Origin of the sequence: Acrocarpospora corrugata (assembly GCF_009687845.1) — a bacterium.
Lineage (GTDB): Bacteria > Actinomycetota > Actinomycetes > Streptosporangiales > Streptosporangiaceae > Acrocarpospora > Acrocarpospora corrugata.
Map to the genome: position 1 here is coordinate 224,471 of NZ_BLAD01000039.1, position 17,674 is coordinate 242,144.

Below are 17,674 nucleotides of genomic sequence, written 5' to 3' on the forward strand. Positions count from 1 at the left end.
CGATCGTGCAGACCCCGCCATCGGCTGAGGGTTGCCACAGCCGGGCCCCCGTACGAGGACGGGCCCCCGGCGACAGGCTCAGGATTCCATCGCACCAATAGACGGTCAGCCGTCTACGCGAGCCCGCATGGCGCGCATTCCCGCCACGGGCACCCAATGGAAGGCATCATGTTGGCCTGCACGTACGGCTTTCTCAGCACCCATCCGCCCACTCTCTGCGGACTGGCCACATTCAACTCCGCCCTCGCCGCCCATCTCACCGAAGGCGGCCTGTACGGCGGCATCGTCCGGGTCACCGCCGACGGCGACGACGAACGCCCCCGCCCGGGGGTCGTGCACACCTGGTCCCCCACCGACTCCGGCGGCTGGCGCGCCGCGGCCTCCGCCCTGGACGACTTCGACGTCGCCGTCATCCAGCACGAGTACGGCATCTACCCCGGCTCGGACGGCCAGGACGTCCTCCCCCTGCTGCAGAGCCTCCGCGTCCCCAGCATCGTGGTCCTGCACACCGTCCTGACCAGGCCCACCACCCGGCAGAAAGCCCTGCTCGAAGCGATCGCCGCCACCGCCGACGTGGTCGTGACCATGACCGGCACCGCCCGGGACCGGTTGCTCACCGGCTACCGCGTCGACCCCGGCAAGATCTTCGTCATCCCGCACGGCACCGCCGACCACCAGCGGATCCCGGCCCACCGGCACGCCCGTCCGCACCTGCTCACCTGGGGCCTGATCGGCCCCGGCAAGGGCATCGAGTGGGCGTTGCGCGCGCTCGCCCAGCTGAAAGACCTGGCCCCGGTCTACACCATCGCCGGCGCGACCCACCCCAAGGTGCTGGAGTTCCAGGGCGAGGCGTACCGCGACGGCCTGCACGAACTCGCCGCTCAGCTCGGGGTGTCCGCGTCGGTGCGGCACGATCCGGTCTACCGGGATCAGGAGTCGCTGAGCCGCCTGGTCCGCTCGGCCGACATCGTCGTGCTGCCGTACGACTCGGCGGAGCAGGTCACCTCCGGGGTGCTGATCGAGGCCGTGGCGGCGGGCGTGCCCGTGGTCGCCACCTCGTTCCCGCACGCCGTGGAGTTACTGGCGGGCGGTCCCGGGCTGCTGGTTCCGCACGGCGACCCTGGCTCGCTCGCCGCCGCCGTACGCCGCATTCTCACCGAACCCGGGCTGGCCGACGAGCTCTCCGGCCGGACCCGCGCGCTGGTGCCGACCATGCTGTGGCCTGCGGTCGCGGCCCGATACGCCGGTCTCGCCCGGTCGCTTCTGGCCGCGCGGCCGGCTGTGGCAGCGCTGCGATGAGCTCCGCCACGCCCGGTTTCGCGCACCTGATCCGGTTGAGCGATGACACCGGGCTGTTCGAGCACGCGCGGCACGCCGTCGTCCGCCGCGAGCACGGGTACTGCACCGACGACGTGGCCCGCGGGCTCGTCGTCGTCTGCCGGGAACCGCGCCCGTCGCATCGGCTGACCCGGCTGGCCGAGAGCTACCTGGGCTTTCTCACCCACGCCCAGGGTCCCTCCGGCGCGTTCCGGAACAGGCTCACCTTCGACCGGCGTTGGCGCGACGAGCCTGGCGCCGGCGACTGGTGGGGGCGGGCGCTCTGGGGGTTGGGCACCGCGGCGGGCCGCCACTCCGCGCCCTGGATCAGGGACGAGGCGCTGACCGCGTTCACGCTCGGCGCCGAGCAGCGTTCCCCGCATCGGCGCGCCATGGCGTTCGCCGGGCTCGGCGCGGCGGAGGTCCTGCGGGCCAGCCCGGACAGCGGCGTGGCGGCCACGCTGCTGACCGACGCCGTCGCGGCGATCGGCGCGCTCCCGGAGGATCCGTCCTGGCCGTGGCCTGAGCCGTACCTGAGCTATGCCAACGCCGCGCTGGCCGAGGTGCTCATCTCCGCCGGGGACCTGAGCGACGACCGGCAGGTGCTCAACACCGGCCTGCAGATGCTCACCTGGCTGTGCGACATCCAGACCAAGAACGGCAGGCTCTCCGTCGTCCCCGCCACCGGCTGGCGGCCGGGCGAGCCCCGGGCCCAGTTCGACCAGCAGCCGATCGAGGTGGCCGCGCTCGCCGACGCCTGCGCCGTCGCCTCCCTGGTCACCGGCGATCCGTCCTGGCAGCAGGGGGTACGGCGGGCGGTGTCCTGGTTCCAGGGCGCCAACGACGCCAGCGCCCTGATGTGGGATCCGGCCACCGGCGGCGGCTTCGACGGCCTGACCGAGCAGGGCCCCAACCTCAACCAGGGCGCGGAGTCGACTCTCGCGCTGATCTCCACCATGCAGCACGCCAGGGAACTCTCATGACCAGCGACGATCTGGCCGTACGGCTCGGCCCGGCGATCACTCCCGACCCGCGCAGAGTGATCGTCAAGCTCTTCGTGCCCGGCGAGGACGCGGCGCTCACCCGGACCAGGGCCGCCGCGCTCATCGACCGGATCATGCTCCTGGACGAGGACACGACGGCGGGCATGCTCAAGGAGACGCTCCGGCGGTTCGGCTGGCGGCACCAGGACCTCGAAGCGACCTTCGCCCACCACCACGACCTGGTCCGCCATCGGGTTCCGCGCGACGCCGACCTGTCCATGGCCGCCCGCCTGCTGGTGGGCGCGTACTTCAGCCACGAGTACGCGGTCGAGGCCGCGGCGGTGTGCAACCCGTCGATGGTCCCGCACCCCGACCAGTCCGGGCTGCTCCCCGGGCAGCTCCGCGCGGCGATCAGCCTGCGGCAGATCGGTGAGGGGCACCTGTCCTCCATCGGCTTCGCCACGGCGGTGCTCGGGCCCGGCGCCCAGTTGGAACTGGCCGACCGTTCCGGGGCGCTGTCGGTCGGCAGCACCCAGCCGATCCGCCATCGGCGCGACCTGCTCGCCGCCGGGCTGTCCGGTGACGCCTTGGACAACGAGGTGTCGGCGACCATGCTGGAAGCCCTGCCGGAACGCTTCGACGACGACGAGTTCGAGCGGACGATCTCGCGGCTGCCCGCCGACCTGCACACCCGTACCACCACGCAGCGGACCCTGGAGGAGATGCGCCGCGCGACGCGCTCCGACTACGCCGTGACCTTCGACGCCGGGCTTCCGCTGCATCGGCGGGTGCTCTGGCCGGCGACCGCGGACGAGAGCAACGGCATGGAGGACGCGCGGTTCGTCCGGGTCGTCGACGCGGACGGCGGTTCGTCGTATCGCGCCACCTACACCGCCTACGACGGACGGCACATCAGGTCCCACCTGATCGCCAGCGATGACCTGCGCCGTTTCGAGATCACCCCGATGCGTGGCCCGGCCGCCGCCAACAAGGGGATGGCGCTGTTCCCGCGACCGGTGGGCGGGCGCAGTCTGGCGCTGTGCCGCTCCGACGGGGAGACCATCGGGCTGACCACGCTCGACCGGGACAGCACGTGGCAGCCGCCGGTGCCGTTGCACGCCCCCCGCCGCAGCTGGGAACTGATCCAGGTGGGCAACTGCGGCTCACCCATCGAGACCGAATTCGGGTGGATCGTTCTGATCCATGGTGTCGGTCCGATGCGTGACTACGCCATGAGCGCACTGCTGCTCGACGCCGACCAGCCGGAGCGCGTCATCGCGGAGCTCCCCGGCCCGCTCCTCACCGCCGGCGACAGTGAACGCGAGGGCTACGTCCCTAACGTCGTGTACTCCTGCGGCGGGCTGCTACACGATGACGCCGTGTGGCTGCCGTACGGGGCGAGTGACCACCGCATCGGGTTCGCCCGGATCCCGCTCGCCACCCTCATCGAGGCGATGGTTCCCACCCGTCACTGAGTGCTGGCGCGCGCGGCGGCGTCGAGGATGTGCGCGCCGGCGTCGTGCAGGGTGATGCCGTAGCCGTCCGGCGTCCCGCCCGTCGGCATCCACTCGCTGGCGACGACGACCGCCTTGAAGCGGGTGTCCCTGGTCGCGCCGTTGCCGACGAGATGCCCGCACAGCCGGCCGAACCGGTCGTACACGGCCCAGCGGCCCGCGCTCACCTGCGGCATCGCGTCCGGGTTGTCCTTGAGCCACTGCGCGTTGGCCGCATGCCCGGCCTGCTCGTCGAGTTTTTCTTGATCATCAGATATGCGAGCACTACTCATGTCGCGTCTCGCTCTCGGTAGTGGCTGACGCCCTCTCGAAGAGGAAGACACTCAGCTCATAGGCCGATGGTATCGGAACGCCTCACCCACTCACCTGAACTGGATCTTCAGAACTCGCCGAAGATCCGCTCCAGGCGGTAATCAAATCATTTGTTTACGATTCCCGTCTCCCGCGTTCGCCGGGTCGGCCGCGGCGTTACGCAAGCGCCTCGGACTCCCGCCGATCAGTTCCCGCTCCGCCTACCGCCGCCGCGAAGACGAGCGCCAACCGGTGTTTCACGGCTTCAGCCCGAAAGTCCTGCCACGCCCGGCGGACTGGCGCGACGGCCTGGAGGTGACCGGGTACTGGTGGCCGGAACTCGACCCGGCCTGGCTGCCCCCGGCCTAACTGGTCGATTTCCTCGACGCGGGTGCCCGACCGGCGTACATCGGATTCGGCAGCCTGGGCTCCCGGGAGCGGGAGACGGAGATCGCGGTGGCGGCGCTGCGTAAGGCGGGGCTTCGCGGGATCCTGCAGACGGGGGTGCCGGTGAAGAGTGACGACGTCATCAGTGTGGGCGATGTCCCGCATGAATGGCTGTTTCCCCGGATGGCGGTGCTGGCGCATCATGCGGGCGCGGGCACGACAGGCGCGGGCGTCCCGTCGATCGGGCTGCCCGCGGTGGTCGACCAGCGCCTGTGGGCGAAGCGGTGAACCGTCTCGCGGCACGATAGGCCCGGCCCTCAGCGGACGGTGGTGGGGAGGGCGACGTTGGTGAGGTGTTCGGCGACGGTCCACAGGCGGGCGTTGACGACGGGGTCGAGGGCGCGGCGGGGTGCGCGGGCCGTGACGGTGGGGCCGACGAGGCCGAAGCTCCCGCCGGGGCCGTAGTAGCCGCCGGGGACCACGTCGGAGCTGGTGGCGGCGTGCAGGAGGGGCTCGGTGCCGGGTTCGACGTCCTGGGACGGGAGGAAGTTGAGGGAGTAGAGCATGCTGCTGAGGCGGCCGGGCTTGTCGCGGCCGAGGCTCGCGCCGGCCGTCTGCAGGTTCGTACGGGTGTAACCGGGATGGGCACCGGTGCTGAGAAGGTTCCACCCGCGCTGGACCGCGATGACGGCCAGGTGCTTGGTCAGCATCAGGTCGGCCAGCTTGGACTGCGCGTACGCGCGATTGGGCCCATACCGGCGGCGTTCCCAGTTGAGATCGTCGAAGTCGATCCGCCCATAGTGGGCGGTGCCGCTGCTCATGGTGGCCACGCGTGACGCGGTGGCGGCGAGCAGCAGCGGCAGGAGCCGTACGGTCAGGGCGAACGGGCCGAGAAAGTTGGTGCCCAACTGGAGTTCGAAGGCGTCGGCCGTGGCCATCCGGGTCGGCGGAGCCATCACGCCGGCGTTGTTGACCAGCAGGTCGAGGGGGACGCCGTCGGCGAGGAGCCGGTCCGCGAACTCCCGGACGGAGGCGAGGTCGGCCAGGTCGAGGCGGCGCACGTCGAGCTGGGCGTGCGGGTGCCGCGCCAGGATCTCGGCGCGGGCCTGCTCCCCCTTGGCCGGGGTGCGCACGGCCAGCACGACCCGCGCCCCCGCGTCGGCGAGCCGGCGGGCGGCCTCTTTGCCCGTGCCGCTGTTGGCGCCGGTGACGACGGCGAGTTTCCCGGTCTGATCAGGGACGATGTACATGACTCTCCTTAGAGACTGGCGGTCCGTTATGACGCGAAGCTATCAGACCCCCGGTCTTTAATCAATAGACCACCGGTCTGTACACTGAGCCGCATGATGACGTTCCAGCGCGCGCGCAGCGAAGAGCAGCGGGCCGTGCGCAGGCAGGCGATCCTGGCCACCGCCGCCGCGATGCTGACCGAGATGCCGGTGGCCGAGCTGAGCCTCAACGAGCTGAGCCGCCGCGTCTGCCTGGCCAAGTCGAACGTGCTGCGCTATTTCGAGTCCCGCGAGGCCGTGCTGCTGGAGCTCCTGGACGTCGCGTTACGGGAGTGGCTTGAGGATTTCGACCAGGCCCTCACCGCGGCCATCGACCCCGACCTGCCACCGGCCGGGCGCGCCGACCAGCTGGCCGCCGTAATCGCGACGTCCCTGACCGCCCACCCGGTGCTGTGCGACCTGGTCAGCGCCCAGGCTGCGGTCCTGGAACGGAACGTGTCCCCGCGGATCGCCGCCGAGTACAAGCACGCCGCCCTCGCGAACGTCGCCGTCCTGGTCCGGCTACTCCGCCGCCACCTGCCCGAACTCGACGACCAGGCGATGTTCCGGTTCGCCGGAGCCGCGGTCATGGTCACCGGCGCGATCTGGAGCCACTCCCAGCCCTCGGCCGCGATGCTGGCCGCCTACGAGGCGGATCCGTCGCTGGCGGCCATGCGGCTCGACTTCACCGCCATGATCCGCGAGACGCTGGAAGTGCTGTTCTCGGGGCTGCTCGCCCGTTCGTGAAGCAGGATTTGCCGATGTAAGAGGTATTTGTGCAGATATGTCGGGCACGACTCGCGGGTGGAGGAAGAAGCCCGGCTCGTGCCCGGTGAACGCTCCACCGGATTGACGCCGCGGGCGGGCTGATCAGCGAACAATCGGAGGACTGATCATGCAAGCACTGGTGTTCAACGGCACCCGCGACGTGGTCGTGACGGAAGTGCCCGACGCTCGCGTCGAACGGCCGACGGACGTCCTGGTACGGGTCACCAGCACCAACATCTGCGGCTCCGACCTGCACATGTACGAGGGCCGTACCACCCTCGAACCCGGCAGGGTGCTCGGCCACGAGAACCTCGGCGAGGTGATCGAGATCGGTTCCGCCGTGGACCGGATCCGGGTCGGCGACATGGTCTGCCTCCCGTTCAACATCGCCTGCGGCCACTGCAAGAACTGCGAGGCCCAGCTGACCGGCTTCTGCCTCACCGTCAACCCCGGCACCGCAGGAGCCGCGTACGGCTTCGCCGGCATGGGCCCGTACAACGGCGGCCAGGCCGAACTCCTGCGCGTCCCGTACGGCGACTTCAACTGCCTCCGGCTGCCGGCCGACGCCAAGGAGAAGGAGAACGACTACGTGATGCTGTCGGACATCTTCCCGACCGGCTGGCACGCCACCGAACTGGCGGGCATGCGGCCGGGCGAGTCGGTCGTCGTGTACGGCGCCGGCCCGGTCGGCCTGATGTGCGCCTACTCCGCGATGATCAAGGGCGCCAGCAAGGTGATGGTCGTCGACCGCCACCCCGACCGCCTCCGCCTGGCGGAGAAGATCGGCTGCATCCCGATCGACGACTCCAAGGGCTCCCCGGTCGAGCAGGTGCTGGACCGCACCGCCGGCGAGGGCGCCGACCGCGGCTGCGAGTGCGTGGGCTACCAGGCGCACGACGCGCAGGGCCAGGAACGCCCCAACCTGACGATGAACAACCTGGTCATGTCGGTACGGCCGACCGGCGGCATCGGCGTGGTCGGCGTCTTCCTGCCCGACGACCCCGGCGCCGCCGACGACATGACCAGAAGGGGCGAGTTCCCCTTCGACATGGGCCACTTCTGGTTCAAGGGCCAGAAGATCGGCACCGGCCAGGCCAACGTCAAGACCTACAACCGCCGGCTGCGCAACCTCATCCACACCGGGCGGGCCAAGCCGTCCTTCATCGTCTCGCACGAACTGCCGCTGAACGAGGCCCCGGAGGGCTACCGCCACTTCGACGCCCGCGACGAGGGCTGGACCAAGGTCGTCCTGCACCCTGACGGCCGCCGGAACTGAACCGGCCGTGTCCCGGCGTCGGTCAGCCGGCCGACGCCGGGGTCTGGGCCAGGAGCTTCTTCACGCGCGGCACGACCTCCTCGCCGTACAGCCGGATGGAGGTCATCAGCTTCTCGTGGGCGAGCGTCCCCGAGCTGTACTTGAGCTCGAACCGATCGACGCCGAGCCCGCCCACCGTCTTGGCGATCTTCGCGGCCACCGTCTCCGGCGACCCCACGTAGAGCGCCCCTTCGTCGGCCTCCGACTCGAACCGGCCGCGGTTGGTCGGGCCCCAGCCCCGCTCGCGCCCGATGCGGTCGTGCATGGCCTGGTAGTGCGGCCACAGTTCGTCCCGCGCCTGCTGGTCGCTGGCGGCGATGTGTCCCGGCGAGTGCACCCCGACCGGCAGCCGCTCGACCTCGAACTGCGCCAGCGCCCGGTGATACAGCTCGACATACGGCGCGAACCGCTCCGGCGGCCCGCCGATGATCGCCAGCATCAGCGGCATCTGGTAGCGCGCCGCCCTGACCACCGACTCCGGACTGCCCCCGACTCCGATCCAGGTCCGCAGCCGCCCCGACTCGGTCTTCGGATAGACCTGCTGATCCTTCAGCCCGGGACGCAGCCGTCCCTCCCACGTCACCGGCCCTTCGTCCAGCAGGTGGAAGAGCAGGTCCAGCTTCTCCTCGAAGAGTTCCTCGTACCGCCCGAGATCGAACCCGAACAGCGGGAACGACTCGGTGAACGACCCCCGGCCCAGGATGATCTCCGCCCGCCCGCGCGACACCGCGTCCAGGGTGGCGAACTTCTCGAACACCCGCACCGGATCGTCCGAGCTCAGCACGGTCACCGCCGTCCCCAGCCGAATCCGCTCGGTCCGCCCCGCGATCGCCGCCAGCACGATCTCCGGCGCGGAGACCGCGAAGTCGTCCCGGTGATGCTCCCCGATCCCGATCGCGTCGATCCCGACCTGGTCTGCGAGCACCGCCTCCTCGACCACGTTGCGGATCACCTCCGCGTACGACAGCCGCTTCCCGTCCTCACCGACGGTCACGTCCCCGAACGTGTCGACCGCGAACTCAACTGACATCGTCGTCTCTTTCTCTCCAGCGGAAGCCCAAGACGGGAACCACCACGCCGTGGCGAGAATTCCGTTATGGGAACAGCTTCAGGCTGAGCAGGGATTTCAGCAGGCCGTCGAAGGTGCGCGGGTCCCAGCCGGTGAGCTGGTGCCAGCGGTCGAGTCGGTAGGAGACCGTGTTGGCGTGCACGTGCAGGACGCGGGCCGCGGCCGAGACGGAGAAGCCGTGGTCGGCGTAGGCGCGGACGGCTTCGGACAGGTGCGGCGGCAGGGCCGTGGCGTCCTGGTCGGGCTGGAGCAGCAGGGCGAGCCGGCCGCGGTGGGCCAGCAGAGTGGCGTGCAGCCATTCGTCGCGGAAGTCGACGATGCCGCCCCCGGAGGCCAGGGCGAGGGCGCGTTCTGCGTCCACAATGGCGGCTTCGGCGCCGATCAAGGCCGGGCGGGGGAGGCTGAGGCCGAGGGGCAGGCGCGGGCGGTGGTCGTGGATGACGTCGGCGACCGTACGGGCGGGGACGTGCTGGCAGACGATGATGGTGACGGTGCCTTCTGTGGCGGCGTGGACGGTGCCGGTGAGGCGCTGGCGCAGGCGGGTGAGGTCTTCCGCGGACCAGGAGGACGGGGTGCAGATGACCTGGAATGTGCCGCCGGGGTCGAAGGTGAGGGCGCGGGCGAGTTCGGTGGCTTCGTCGGAGTTGGCCTGGCCGCTGCGCAGGAGCTGGATGAAGCGGCGGGTCAGGTTGATCTGAGCGGCCTGCTGGACGCGGCTGATCTCGTTGTGGGCGTCGGCGGCGGCGCCGCTGACGATGCGCAGCCACGTCCACAGCAGGTTGACGAGCTGCACGAGGGCTGCGGTGAGCTCCTGGTCGTCGGCCTTGTCGAGCAGGGTGTTCCAGACGTCGCGATAGCCGATGTGGTAGGAGTGCAGGACCACTTCGAGAGGGATGCACTGCCTGGCTCTGCGGGCGCCCAGGTCTCTGGCCAGGAGGGCTTGTTCGGGGCTGGGCGGCAGGCGGGCGGCCAGTCCGGTGAGCAGGGCTTCGGCCTGGTCGCGGACGAAGCGGATGTGCTCCGGCCGGGGAACGATGTCGTAGACGTCGAGCTCGGCCCGGATGTGGTCGGTGAACTGGGCGGCGAGTTCGGGGAGCTCGTCCTGGACCGCCTGGCACAGCTCGGTGAGGCGTCGCCAGTCGGTGCCGGGCCCCATCGCGATCCTCTCTTGTGGATACCGCAAGTTCCGCTCTGGGTTATTTGTGAATATATGTCTGGTTTTCGTGGGAGGAAAGACGCAGTCTGGAGCACGTAGCCGCAAGCATCAGGGGGTTGACCATGGAAATGATCATCGATAGTCGCGGTGATGTCGCCGACTTTGACTACGGGGAGTCACGGTGAACGCCGCCGGCTGCCCGTCACGGGTATCGCCGTCAGTCGCGGCGGCCGTGGTCGCCACCGTCTCCCACGACCTGAGGTCGCCGCTCAGCGCACTGCGCATCCAACTGGAAGAGGCTCTCCGCTATCCCGCCGAGATCGACCCGCATGACACGATCCTGCGGGCGCTCGCTGCCACCGACCGGCTGGAGGCGGTCGTCGCCGACGCCCTGCGATCCGCCCAGCCGCGCCGCGATCCGACCCCGGGCGAACCGATGGACCTCGCCAGTCTCATCACCGATGAACTCACCCGCTCCGGCCGGGTGCCCGTACGGATCCGAATGCCCTACGAAGTGTGGGTACGCGCCTCCCAAATCAAGCTCTTCCGCGTCCTCGGCAACCTGGTCGACAACGCCCAGCGGCACGCCGACGCCCTCGTCACCGTCGACATCCGCGCCGTGGGAGCCCAGGCGGTGGTCACGGTGAGCGACGACGGTCCCGGCATCGCGCCGGCCGATCGGGAACGGGTGTTCGAGCGGTTCACCCGGCTGGACGACGCCCGCCGCCGCGATCCGTCCGGCAGCGGTCTCGGCCTGGCCATCTCCCGCGAGATCGCGCACGCCCACCACGGCACGCTACGGGTCGAAGACTCACCCCGCGGCACCCGGTTCGTGCTCCGGCTCCCGTTGCTCGACACCGGCGAGCCCCGGCCCCGGACAACCGAGTCGTACGAGATCGGGATTCGGACCCCTATTCCCGGGTTTCTGGCCGGGGACATCGCATCAGACATTTACCCGTAGACCCGGGCTCACGTCGCCCTTCTCCCTCATCCCCACTCAACCCGGAAACGGCCGGTACAGTCATCGACATGGTTTGGTCCCGGCCGGGAATGCCGGACATCAGGGCGGCCGTCATCATTCTGTTCGTCGTGGTCGCGGATGCTCTGCTGTTGTTTCCGGTGGGGTTTCGCGGGTGGGCCGCGGCTGCCCAGGTAGTGGCCGTCGCCGTACTGGCGGTGCTGGCGGTTCGGTTGCCGGTGGTCGCCTTTCTGGCGGCGCTGGGGCTGGCGCTGCCCGGTGGGGCGACCGCGCTCCTCATGTGGGCGAGCTACCAGGCGGGACGGCAGGTCGTGTCGCGGACGGGAGCCGTCGCCGTCGCGGGCGGCATCGTCGCCTGCCTCGGTGCACAGGTGCTCGTCCTCGCCACGGCACCGGGCCTGGTGGTGGCCAGGTATGCCGTTTTCGTGGCGCTGCCGATGGTGCTCGGCCGGTATCTGGCGCAGAGTTCGGGGCTTCAGTCGGCCCGTGAGGCCCACAAACGGCAGCAGAGCGCGCTACTCGCCACCCAGGAGCGCCTGCGAATCGCCAGAGATGTCCATGATTCCCTGGGCCACCGCCTCAGCCTGCTGTCCATCCAGGCGGCCGCGCTTGAGGTGACACACCTGCCAGAACCGCAGCGTGAGGCGGTGGGCCAACTCGCCGACACGGCCAGGCAGGCGCTGGACGAACTGCACGACCTGGTCGGTACGCTCCGCGAGAGCCGATCGCCCGAAGCCCGCTCGCTCAACGAGATCGACGTCCTGGCGGCCGAGTTCCTCGCCACGGGCACGCCGGTGACCGTACGCCGCGAGGGCGCTCTGGGCTTGCTGGACACCTCCGCCGCGCACGCCGTCTACCGGGTGATCGAAGAGGGCCTGACCAACGCCGCCAAACACGCGCCCGGCCACCACGTCACGGTCTCCCTGCAGACGGAGAACGGCGCCCTTCTGGTGAACATCCGCAACCCCCTCCCCGGGCAAACGGGCCTGGCCAGGCTGGAAGAAAGTGCCCGCACCCACCCATCCCCTGAATCCGGCCGCGCCGGGCATGGGCTGGCCGGGTTGGAGGAGCGGGTGCGGCTCGCCGGCGGTGTCTTCCAGGTCGCACGTTCGGAGAAGGAGTTCCGGCTCAGCGCCATGGTGCCACTCACCGGATCTGTCGAAGTTCCGGCAGTGGCTTCTGCGCGCAGTCGTCTCTGGGCGGTCGCGCTCGCTCTCACGCCGGCGGTCCTGTTGATTCTGGCCGGTCCCGCGAACGTCGTGGCTGGGTGATCCGAATGATCCGGGTGCTCGTCGCCGACGACGAACCGCTCATCACAGCCGGTATCAGGACAGTGCTGGAGTCCGCACCGGACATCGAGGTCGTCGCCGAGGCGGAGAACGGCAGGATAGCCGTCGACAAGGCGCTCGCGCACCGGGTGGATGTGGCGCTGCTGGACATCAACATGCCGGTGCTGGACGGCCTGGGCGCCCTGGACGAACTGCGGCAGCTCGCACCGGACACCCGGGCAGTGATGTTGACGGCCTTCGGCGAGGAATCGAACGTCCGTCATGCGCTGCGCAGCGGTGTCGCCGGTTTCGTTCTCAAGAACTGCACCCCGGACGAGCTGATCCGGGCGGTCCGGGCCGCCGCCGAGGGAGACGCCTACCTCTCCCCGACGGTGACCCGGCTCGTGCTCGGGATGGTCGCGCCGCTGGACGCGGGACGAGGACAGCAGGCACGGCGGCGGCTGGAAGGACTGACCTCCCGCGAATCCCAGGTTCTCGACCTGGTAGCCGAGGGCCTGTCCAACGCCGAGATCGGCCGCCGCCTGCACCTGAGCGAGACCAGCGTCAAAACCTACGTCAGCCGCGTCCTCGCCAAACTCGACTGCGCCAACCGCGTCCAGGCGGCACTACTCGTCCGGGACGCCAGCGCGGGCTGACCGTTCAGGCGTCACGGCGGCGCAGTAGCAGGTAACCGCCGATGAGCGCGGCGGCGGCCCACAGCGCGAGAATGCCCACCCCCGTCCACGGCCCGTAGTCGCGGGCCCAGCGGGGATCATCCTGCGGCCCGACCAGATGCATGATCAGCATGCCTGCCTGGTCCGGCAGGTACTGGGTGAACGCCTTCACCGGCGGAGCGTTGCCGAGCCCCTGCGAGCCCAGGAAGAGCAGCGGCAGCAGAATCCCCAGCGAGCGCGTCGTGCTGCGCAGCATCGCCGCCATCCCCATCGCGAACAGGCAGATCAGGGGCAGGTACAGGCACGCGCCGACGACAGCGGCCGGCACGCCGTCCGCGGTCAGCGAGATCCCGTACGGACCCAGGCCCGCCTGCGTCGCGAAGAAGGTGGCCGGCACGGTGATCACTGACATCACCAGGACCGGCACCGTCGCGGCCAGCATCTTGCCGCCATAGAAGAGGCCACGACGTGGCACCGCCAGCAGCGACGCCCGGATCGTCCCGGAACCGTACTCACCGCTCACCACGAGCACCCCGAACACGACCAGGGCGAGCTGGCTCAGGGTGAGACTGTAGAAGGCGAGAAAGATCGGGTCGAAGTTGACCATCCGCTCCGGCGACGCCCCGGCTAGGGAACCGCGCGACAGGACCGACAGCAGATACCCGAGCCCGACGCTGAGCACGGAAGTCAGCACCAGCGTCCACACGGTCGAAGGAACCGTCCGAATCTTGGTCCATTCGGAGACGACCACACCTCCCCCGGTCATCGCCCGGCCGCCCGGTAGTCGACGGCGTCCCTGGTCAGCCGCATGAACGCCTCCTCCAGCGAAGCCGACTGCACACTGACCTCGTGCACCGTCAGCCCATTGGCCGCCACCACCTCCCCGACCGCCTCCGGCCCCGCCTCGTCGACTTCCAGCGCGCCGTCCGCGGCCTGCTTGACCGAAAGCCCGGCCGCGGCCAGCGCGTCGCGCATCAGTTCAGGTTCCGGGGTCCGGATCCGCACGTACGAACGGGAGTTGGCCTGGATGAACTCCCGCACCGTGGTGTCGGCGAGCAACCGCCCCCGGCCGATCACGACCAGATGCTGCGCCGTCAGAGCCGTCTCACCCATCAGATGACTGGACACGAGCACCGTCCTGCCCTCCCCGGCCAGCGCGTTCATCAGGTTCCTGATCCACAGGATGCCCTCGGGGTCCAGCCCGTTCACCGGCTCGTCCAGCAGCAGCACCGGCGGATCCCCCAGCAGCGCCGCCGCGATGCCGAGCCGCTGCGTCATCCCGAGCGAGAACCCACCCGCCCGCTTGCGCGCCACCCCGTCCAGACCGGTCAGCGCCAGCACCGCACGCACCCGCGCCTTGGGAATCCGGTTGCTCTGCGCCAGCCACAGCAGATGCGCGTACGCGCTCCGCCGGGGATGCACCGCACCCGCCTCCAGCAACGCCCCCACCCGCCGCAACGGTTCCCGCAACTGCCGGTAGCTCCCGCCCTCGATGCGAACCTGACCCCCGCTCGGATGATCGAGCCCCAGAATCATCCGCATCGTGGTGGATTTGCCCGCGCCATTCGGCCCCAGAAACCCGGTCACCCGCCCAGGCCGCACCGTGAAGGACAGCCCGTCGACCGCGACCGTGTCCCCGTATCTCTTGCTGAGGTTCTCCACTTCGATCACCCGGTTCACGTTAGGAACCAGACGAACTACCGGCAGTCCTCGAAAGTCCCCACTTGAGTGGACTGAAGTACACAGCGTCCCTACTTGGTGGGAGTCGCTGCACTGTCCGGATCGATCACCGATTCGGTGGCGGTGTCGATCATCACAAGCCCGTAGGGGGTTCCGACATAGAGTCGCCTGCCGTCGGAGGCGACGGCGATGTACTCGGGCTCGGTGATCGGGATGGCGGCCGTGACCCTGTTCTTCTTGGGATCTATCACGCGTACTCCAGCCGTCGGGCCGCCCACCAAGGCGTAGAGATGTTTCCCGTCCGGGGCGGAGGCCAGAGCCAGGAGGCCGTCCACGGGGATCGACGCCAGCTGGGCATTGGTTTTGGTGTTGATCACGAGGATGCCGTTCGCCGTGCTGCCGATATAGAGGCGTTTGCCGTTCGGGCTCATCGCCAGGCCCCGGATGACACCGGGTTCGTCGGTCGGGACGCCGCGGACCCGCATCGTGCGCGTGTCGATCTCGACGGTCTCCGGGCCGGGGCCGGCGAATCTGGCGACGTAGACGCGCCGCTGATCCGGTGTGAGAGCGACATGGCTCGCATAGGGAACGGTGACTCGCTCCAGCACCTCCCCGTTCTTCACGTTGATCACGATGAACTGCGAATCGTCCCCTGCGTAGCTGGCCGCGTAGAGCCGCTTCTGGTCGTGGCTGAGCACCATATCGCCTGGTGGCGGCACTCGGATGAAGCGCGTCACGGTATCGGCTTTCCTGTCGATCACGTGGATCCCGCCGTCTGCCGTGGCCGGGCACCGATTGGCGACATAGATGTACCGTCCGGCGGGCACGATCGCCATGGAGCCGTCCCCAAGGGCGGTTCGGTCGGGCTCGCCGCCGCAGGTGAGAGTGATCGTGGAGGTCACCCGTCCGGTCTGGGGGTCGACTACCTCGACATTCGTGGAGTTGCTGCTGACGTAGACACGCTTGCCGTCCTGAGCCGCGGCGACACCCATCGGCCTGAGGATGTAAACGGCGGGGGTCCGCGAGAGTTTGGGCAGGACCAGCACGGCCAAAACGCCGCAGACCACCGCCAGGCCGGTGCAGAAGAAAAGAAGCGACCCCCGGCGATTCCGAGGCGCGGAAGCCACCTTGGACGGGGGCCGCACGGCCGGCTGGGGGGCGTTCACCACCCGTGGCGGGCGAAGCGATGTGGTGCCGGCATTCCTGCGGAATTCGTGTGCCCGGCGGTTCTTGTCGGCGTGATCGTCGAGGACCTTCACCTTCCGGGTGTCGTAGTTCCCGCGCGTCACGTAGGTGGACGACAGCGTGGACACCCACTCAGCAGGAGCCGGCCTCCTTTTGGCTTCGAGTGGCCGGCCAAGGGCGCGATCGAAGAGTGCTTTGATCTGGGTCGGCAGGGCGGCGGGCAAGGCCGCCGGTTTCGGCCAGATCGGGGATCCCGGGGGCTTCGCCAGATTGCCGGGGTTCAGCAGGAGCCCTCGATACATGACCAGCGCGAGGGCGTACCAGTCGCTGTAGTGATCATGAGCCGGGATGAGCCCGTCCCACCGGCGCGGATCAGTCCAGTCGGGGGTGATCAGCGCGTCCTTGCCGGACGCGGTCCGCTCTCGCAAACCGTCGCAGTCGATCAAGTAGGCACCCGCTTCCGGGCTTTCGCACCACACCACGTTCCGGGCGGAGAGGTCTCCGTGCACCAACCCCTTCCCGTTCAGGAAGGCGAAGACTTCGGCGAGGCGTATGACCACCTCCAGCCTGATGACGGCACGCGGCGGGTCGGTCCGCGCCAGCAGCAGCCAATCCAGGGTGCACGGCTTTCCCGAGTTCCGGCGGAACCGGTGCGGGATCTCCGGCACGATGACGCCGCGAATCGAGGCACCCCCGGGTACCTCGATCGCGTCAATCGGCCAGTTGATCGAGTTGTATGGATTGGTCCCGAGCCGACTCTGCCCAACGACCGCAGGCCGCCCCAGATCGATCATCCGCCACAGCCGCGCGATGTCGGCCGGGTCGGATATCGGCCGGTGATACTGCTTGTACACCCATTCCCGCTGGGCACAGCGGAACAGCGTGGCCGCTCCTCCTGAGCCCATTTCTTCGTCGGTCACATCCCACTGGCCGAACCGTCCGCTGACTCTCATGGCCGGTCTTCAGGGCAGCCAGACCACGACGGCCGTCCGGTCGTCGTGGGAACCTTTGCGCCGGTAGCGCAGGATGTCAGTCATCTGGTGCGGGCCACAGCGGACCGACCAGGATGCGGCCAGCCACTCTCGGATGGCGGGTGAGTTCTGGACGTCTTCCGCGAGTCCGTCGGTCATCAGGGAGAGCGCGTCCTCCCCGCCTAGGCGGAGGCTGACCAGTTCCAGCGCCTTGTCCGGCTCATCGCACGGAAGGGCGGCCTGAACGATGTTGAGCGGCCCGTCCCCATGCGGGAAGACGGGGCTGAGCTCGCGATTCGCGAGCGTGACGGCGGCGCAGTCACCCACCCGGCCGACGATCACCTCCTGACCCGGGCCGACCGGAATCCAGGCGAAGGCGAGCGTGGTGGCGAGGTCGCCGTCCGGCGCGCCCGGCATGATTTCGTCCCGGTACCAACGCACGTCGTCGTTGGCCGCACGCAACGCCGTCACCATCGCGTCCTCCGGCGCGGCGAGGACCTCGGGGGTGCTGAGCCCGGCGAGGCGAAGGCAGAGCAGCCGGGTCAGCAGCACCGCTCCGGCCTGGGCGGTCGCCGGGCGAGAACCCAGTCCGTCCGCTACCGCTACGATCATGGCGGCGCCGTCAGCGGCGAGGGCGAAACTGTAACTGTCCTGCCCGGTCCGGCCGTGCTGGAGGTGCCCCAGCCCACTGAGGCTGGCGGCGGCGAGCCAGAAAGGGCCGACCGCTCCGGCGTCCGCGCACACGGCGGGCAACCGCCAGGCGTTCTCCGCGTCGAGGAGAAGCGAGAAGCCGTCCGTCACCTCCCCCACCGTCGGTGCCAGAGTCGACAGCTCGCGCAGTTCTCGCAT

17 protein-coding genes are annotated in these 17,674 nt (G+C 69.5%); 9 read left to right on the forward strand and 8 right to left on the reverse strand.

What is annotated here, in order from left to right; translation table 11 throughout:
* Nucleotides 1-168: 168 nt before the first annotated feature.
* From Acor_RS06945 to Acor_RS06955, 3 genes are read left to right on the forward strand one after another with little or no spacing between them, the layout of a single operon-like run.
* Entirely contained in the window at nt 169-1,299 is a 1,131-nt protein-coding gene (locus Acor_RS06945) for a glycosyltransferase (RefSeq protein ID WP_246238471.1), read from the forward strand.
* Nucleotides 1,296-2,300: a glycosyltransferase gene (locus tag Acor_RS06950; RefSeq protein ID WP_155335706.1), complete on the forward strand. Its 1,005-nt coding sequence runs from the start codon at nt 1,296-1,298 to the stop codon at nt 2,298-2,300. The genes Acor_RS06945 and Acor_RS06950 overlap by 4 nt, the downstream gene beginning before the upstream one ends.
* Nucleotides 2,297-3,775, forward strand: coding sequence for a glycoside hydrolase family 130 protein (locus Acor_RS06955; protein WP_155335707.1), 1,479 nt, complete (start codon nt 2,297-2,299; stop codon nt 3,773-3,775). Before Acor_RS06950 ends, Acor_RS06955 begins: the two co-directional genes overlap by 4 nt.
* On the opposite strand, the gene Acor_RS06960 is transcribed toward Acor_RS06955, so the two are convergent.
* On the reverse strand, nt 3,769-4,086 hold the full coding sequence (locus Acor_RS06960) for a hypothetical protein (RefSeq protein WP_155335708.1): 318 nt from the start codon (nt 4,084-4,086) through the stop codon (nt 3,769-3,771). The two genes, Acor_RS06955 and Acor_RS06960, sit on opposite strands and share 7 nt — an antisense overlap.
* Before the next feature lie 475 nt (nt 4,087-4,561).
* Here Acor_RS06960 and Acor_RS06965 point away from each other — a divergent pair, with 475 nt between their 5' ends.
* Nucleotides 4,562-4,780 carry a glycosyltransferase gene (locus tag Acor_RS06965; protein WP_155335709.1) on the forward strand — a complete coding sequence of 73 codons (219 nt, stop codon included), beginning with the start codon at nt 4,562-4,564 and terminating at the stop codon, nt 4,778-4,780.
* Nucleotides 4,781-4,809: 29 nt separating this feature from the next.
* Here Acor_RS06965 and Acor_RS06970 read toward each other — a convergent pair whose 3' ends face one another.
* Nucleotides 4,810-5,742, reverse strand: a complete 933-nt coding sequence (locus Acor_RS06970) for an SDR family oxidoreductase (protein WP_155335710.1) — start codon at nt 5,740-5,742, stop codon at nt 4,810-4,812.
* A 93-nt stretch (nt 5,743-5,835) separates the two neighbouring features.
* Here Acor_RS06970 and Acor_RS06975 point away from each other — a divergent pair, with 93 nt between their 5' ends.
* A complete protein-coding gene (locus Acor_RS06975; protein ID WP_155335711.1) occupies nt 5,836-6,507 on the forward strand; it encodes a TetR/AcrR family transcriptional regulator in 672 nt (223 codons plus the stop codon).
* Nucleotides 6,508-6,655: 148 nt separating this feature from the next.
* Nucleotides 6,656-7,804 carry a glutathione-independent formaldehyde dehydrogenase gene (locus tag Acor_RS06980; protein ID WP_155335712.1) on the forward strand — a complete coding sequence of 383 codons (1,149 nt, stop codon included), beginning with the start codon at nt 6,656-6,658 and terminating at the stop codon, nt 7,802-7,804.
* Nucleotides 7,805-7,826: 22 nt separating this feature from the next.
* Here Acor_RS06980 and Acor_RS06985 read toward each other — a convergent pair whose 3' ends face one another.
* Together Acor_RS06985 and Acor_RS06990 are read right to left on the reverse strand one after the other, a co-directional pair.
* On the reverse strand, nt 7,827-8,873 hold the full coding sequence (locus Acor_RS06985; protein ID WP_155335713.1) for an LLM class flavin-dependent oxidoreductase: 1,047 nt from the start codon (nt 8,871-8,873) through the stop codon (nt 7,827-7,829).
* A 64-nt stretch (nt 8,874-8,937) separates the two neighbouring features.
* Nucleotides 8,938-10,068 carry a PucR family transcriptional regulator gene (locus Acor_RS06990; protein ID WP_155335714.1) on the reverse strand — a complete coding sequence of 377 codons (1,131 nt, stop codon included), beginning with the start codon at nt 10,066-10,068 and terminating at the stop codon, nt 8,938-8,940.
* 181 nt (nt 10,069-10,249) lie between these two features.
* Between Acor_RS06990 and Acor_RS06995 the strand changes: the two genes are divergently transcribed.
* The 3 genes from Acor_RS06995 to Acor_RS07005 all read left to right on the forward strand — a co-directional run bounded on the left by Acor_RS06995 (nt 10,250) and on the right by Acor_RS07005 (nt 12,971).
* Nucleotides 10,250-11,029, forward strand: a complete 780-nt coding sequence (locus Acor_RS06995; protein WP_155335715.1) for a sensor histidine kinase — start codon at nt 10,250-10,252, stop codon at nt 11,027-11,029.
* Between the two features lie 68 nt (nt 11,030-11,097).
* The gene (locus Acor_RS07000) at nt 11,098-12,318 is read left to right on the forward strand and encodes a sensor histidine kinase (protein WP_155335716.1); all 1,221 of its coding nucleotides are present in this window, start codon (nt 11,098-11,100) and stop codon (nt 12,316-12,318) included.
* 5 nt (nt 12,319-12,323) lie between these two features.
* Nucleotides 12,324-12,971: a response regulator gene (locus Acor_RS07005; protein WP_155335717.1), complete on the forward strand. Its 648-nt coding sequence runs from the start codon at nt 12,324-12,326 to the stop codon at nt 12,969-12,971.
* 4 nt (nt 12,972-12,975) lie between these two features.
* Here Acor_RS07005 and Acor_RS07010 read toward each other — a convergent pair whose 3' ends face one another.
* From Acor_RS07010 to Acor_RS07025, 4 genes are all read right to left on the reverse strand, one after another.
* Entirely contained in the window at nt 12,976-13,755 is a 780-nt protein-coding gene (locus Acor_RS07010) for an ABC-2 transporter permease (protein WP_155335718.1), read from the reverse strand.
* Nucleotides 13,752-14,660: an ABC transporter ATP-binding protein gene (locus Acor_RS07015; RefSeq protein WP_155335719.1), complete on the reverse strand. Its 909-nt coding sequence runs from the start codon at nt 14,658-14,660 to the stop codon at nt 13,752-13,754. The genes Acor_RS07010 and Acor_RS07015 overlap by 4 nt, the downstream gene beginning before the upstream one ends.
* Nucleotides 14,661-14,740: 80 nt before the next feature.
* On the reverse strand, nt 14,741-16,807 hold the full coding sequence (locus Acor_RS07020; protein ID WP_155335720.1) for a hypothetical protein: 2,067 nt from the start codon (nt 16,805-16,807) through the stop codon (nt 14,741-14,743).
* 9 nt (nt 16,808-16,816) lie between these two features.
* Nucleotides 16,817-17,674: a protein phosphatase 2C domain-containing protein gene (locus Acor_RS07025; protein WP_170316816.1), complete on the reverse strand. Its 858-nt coding sequence runs from the start codon at nt 17,672-17,674 to the stop codon at nt 16,817-16,819.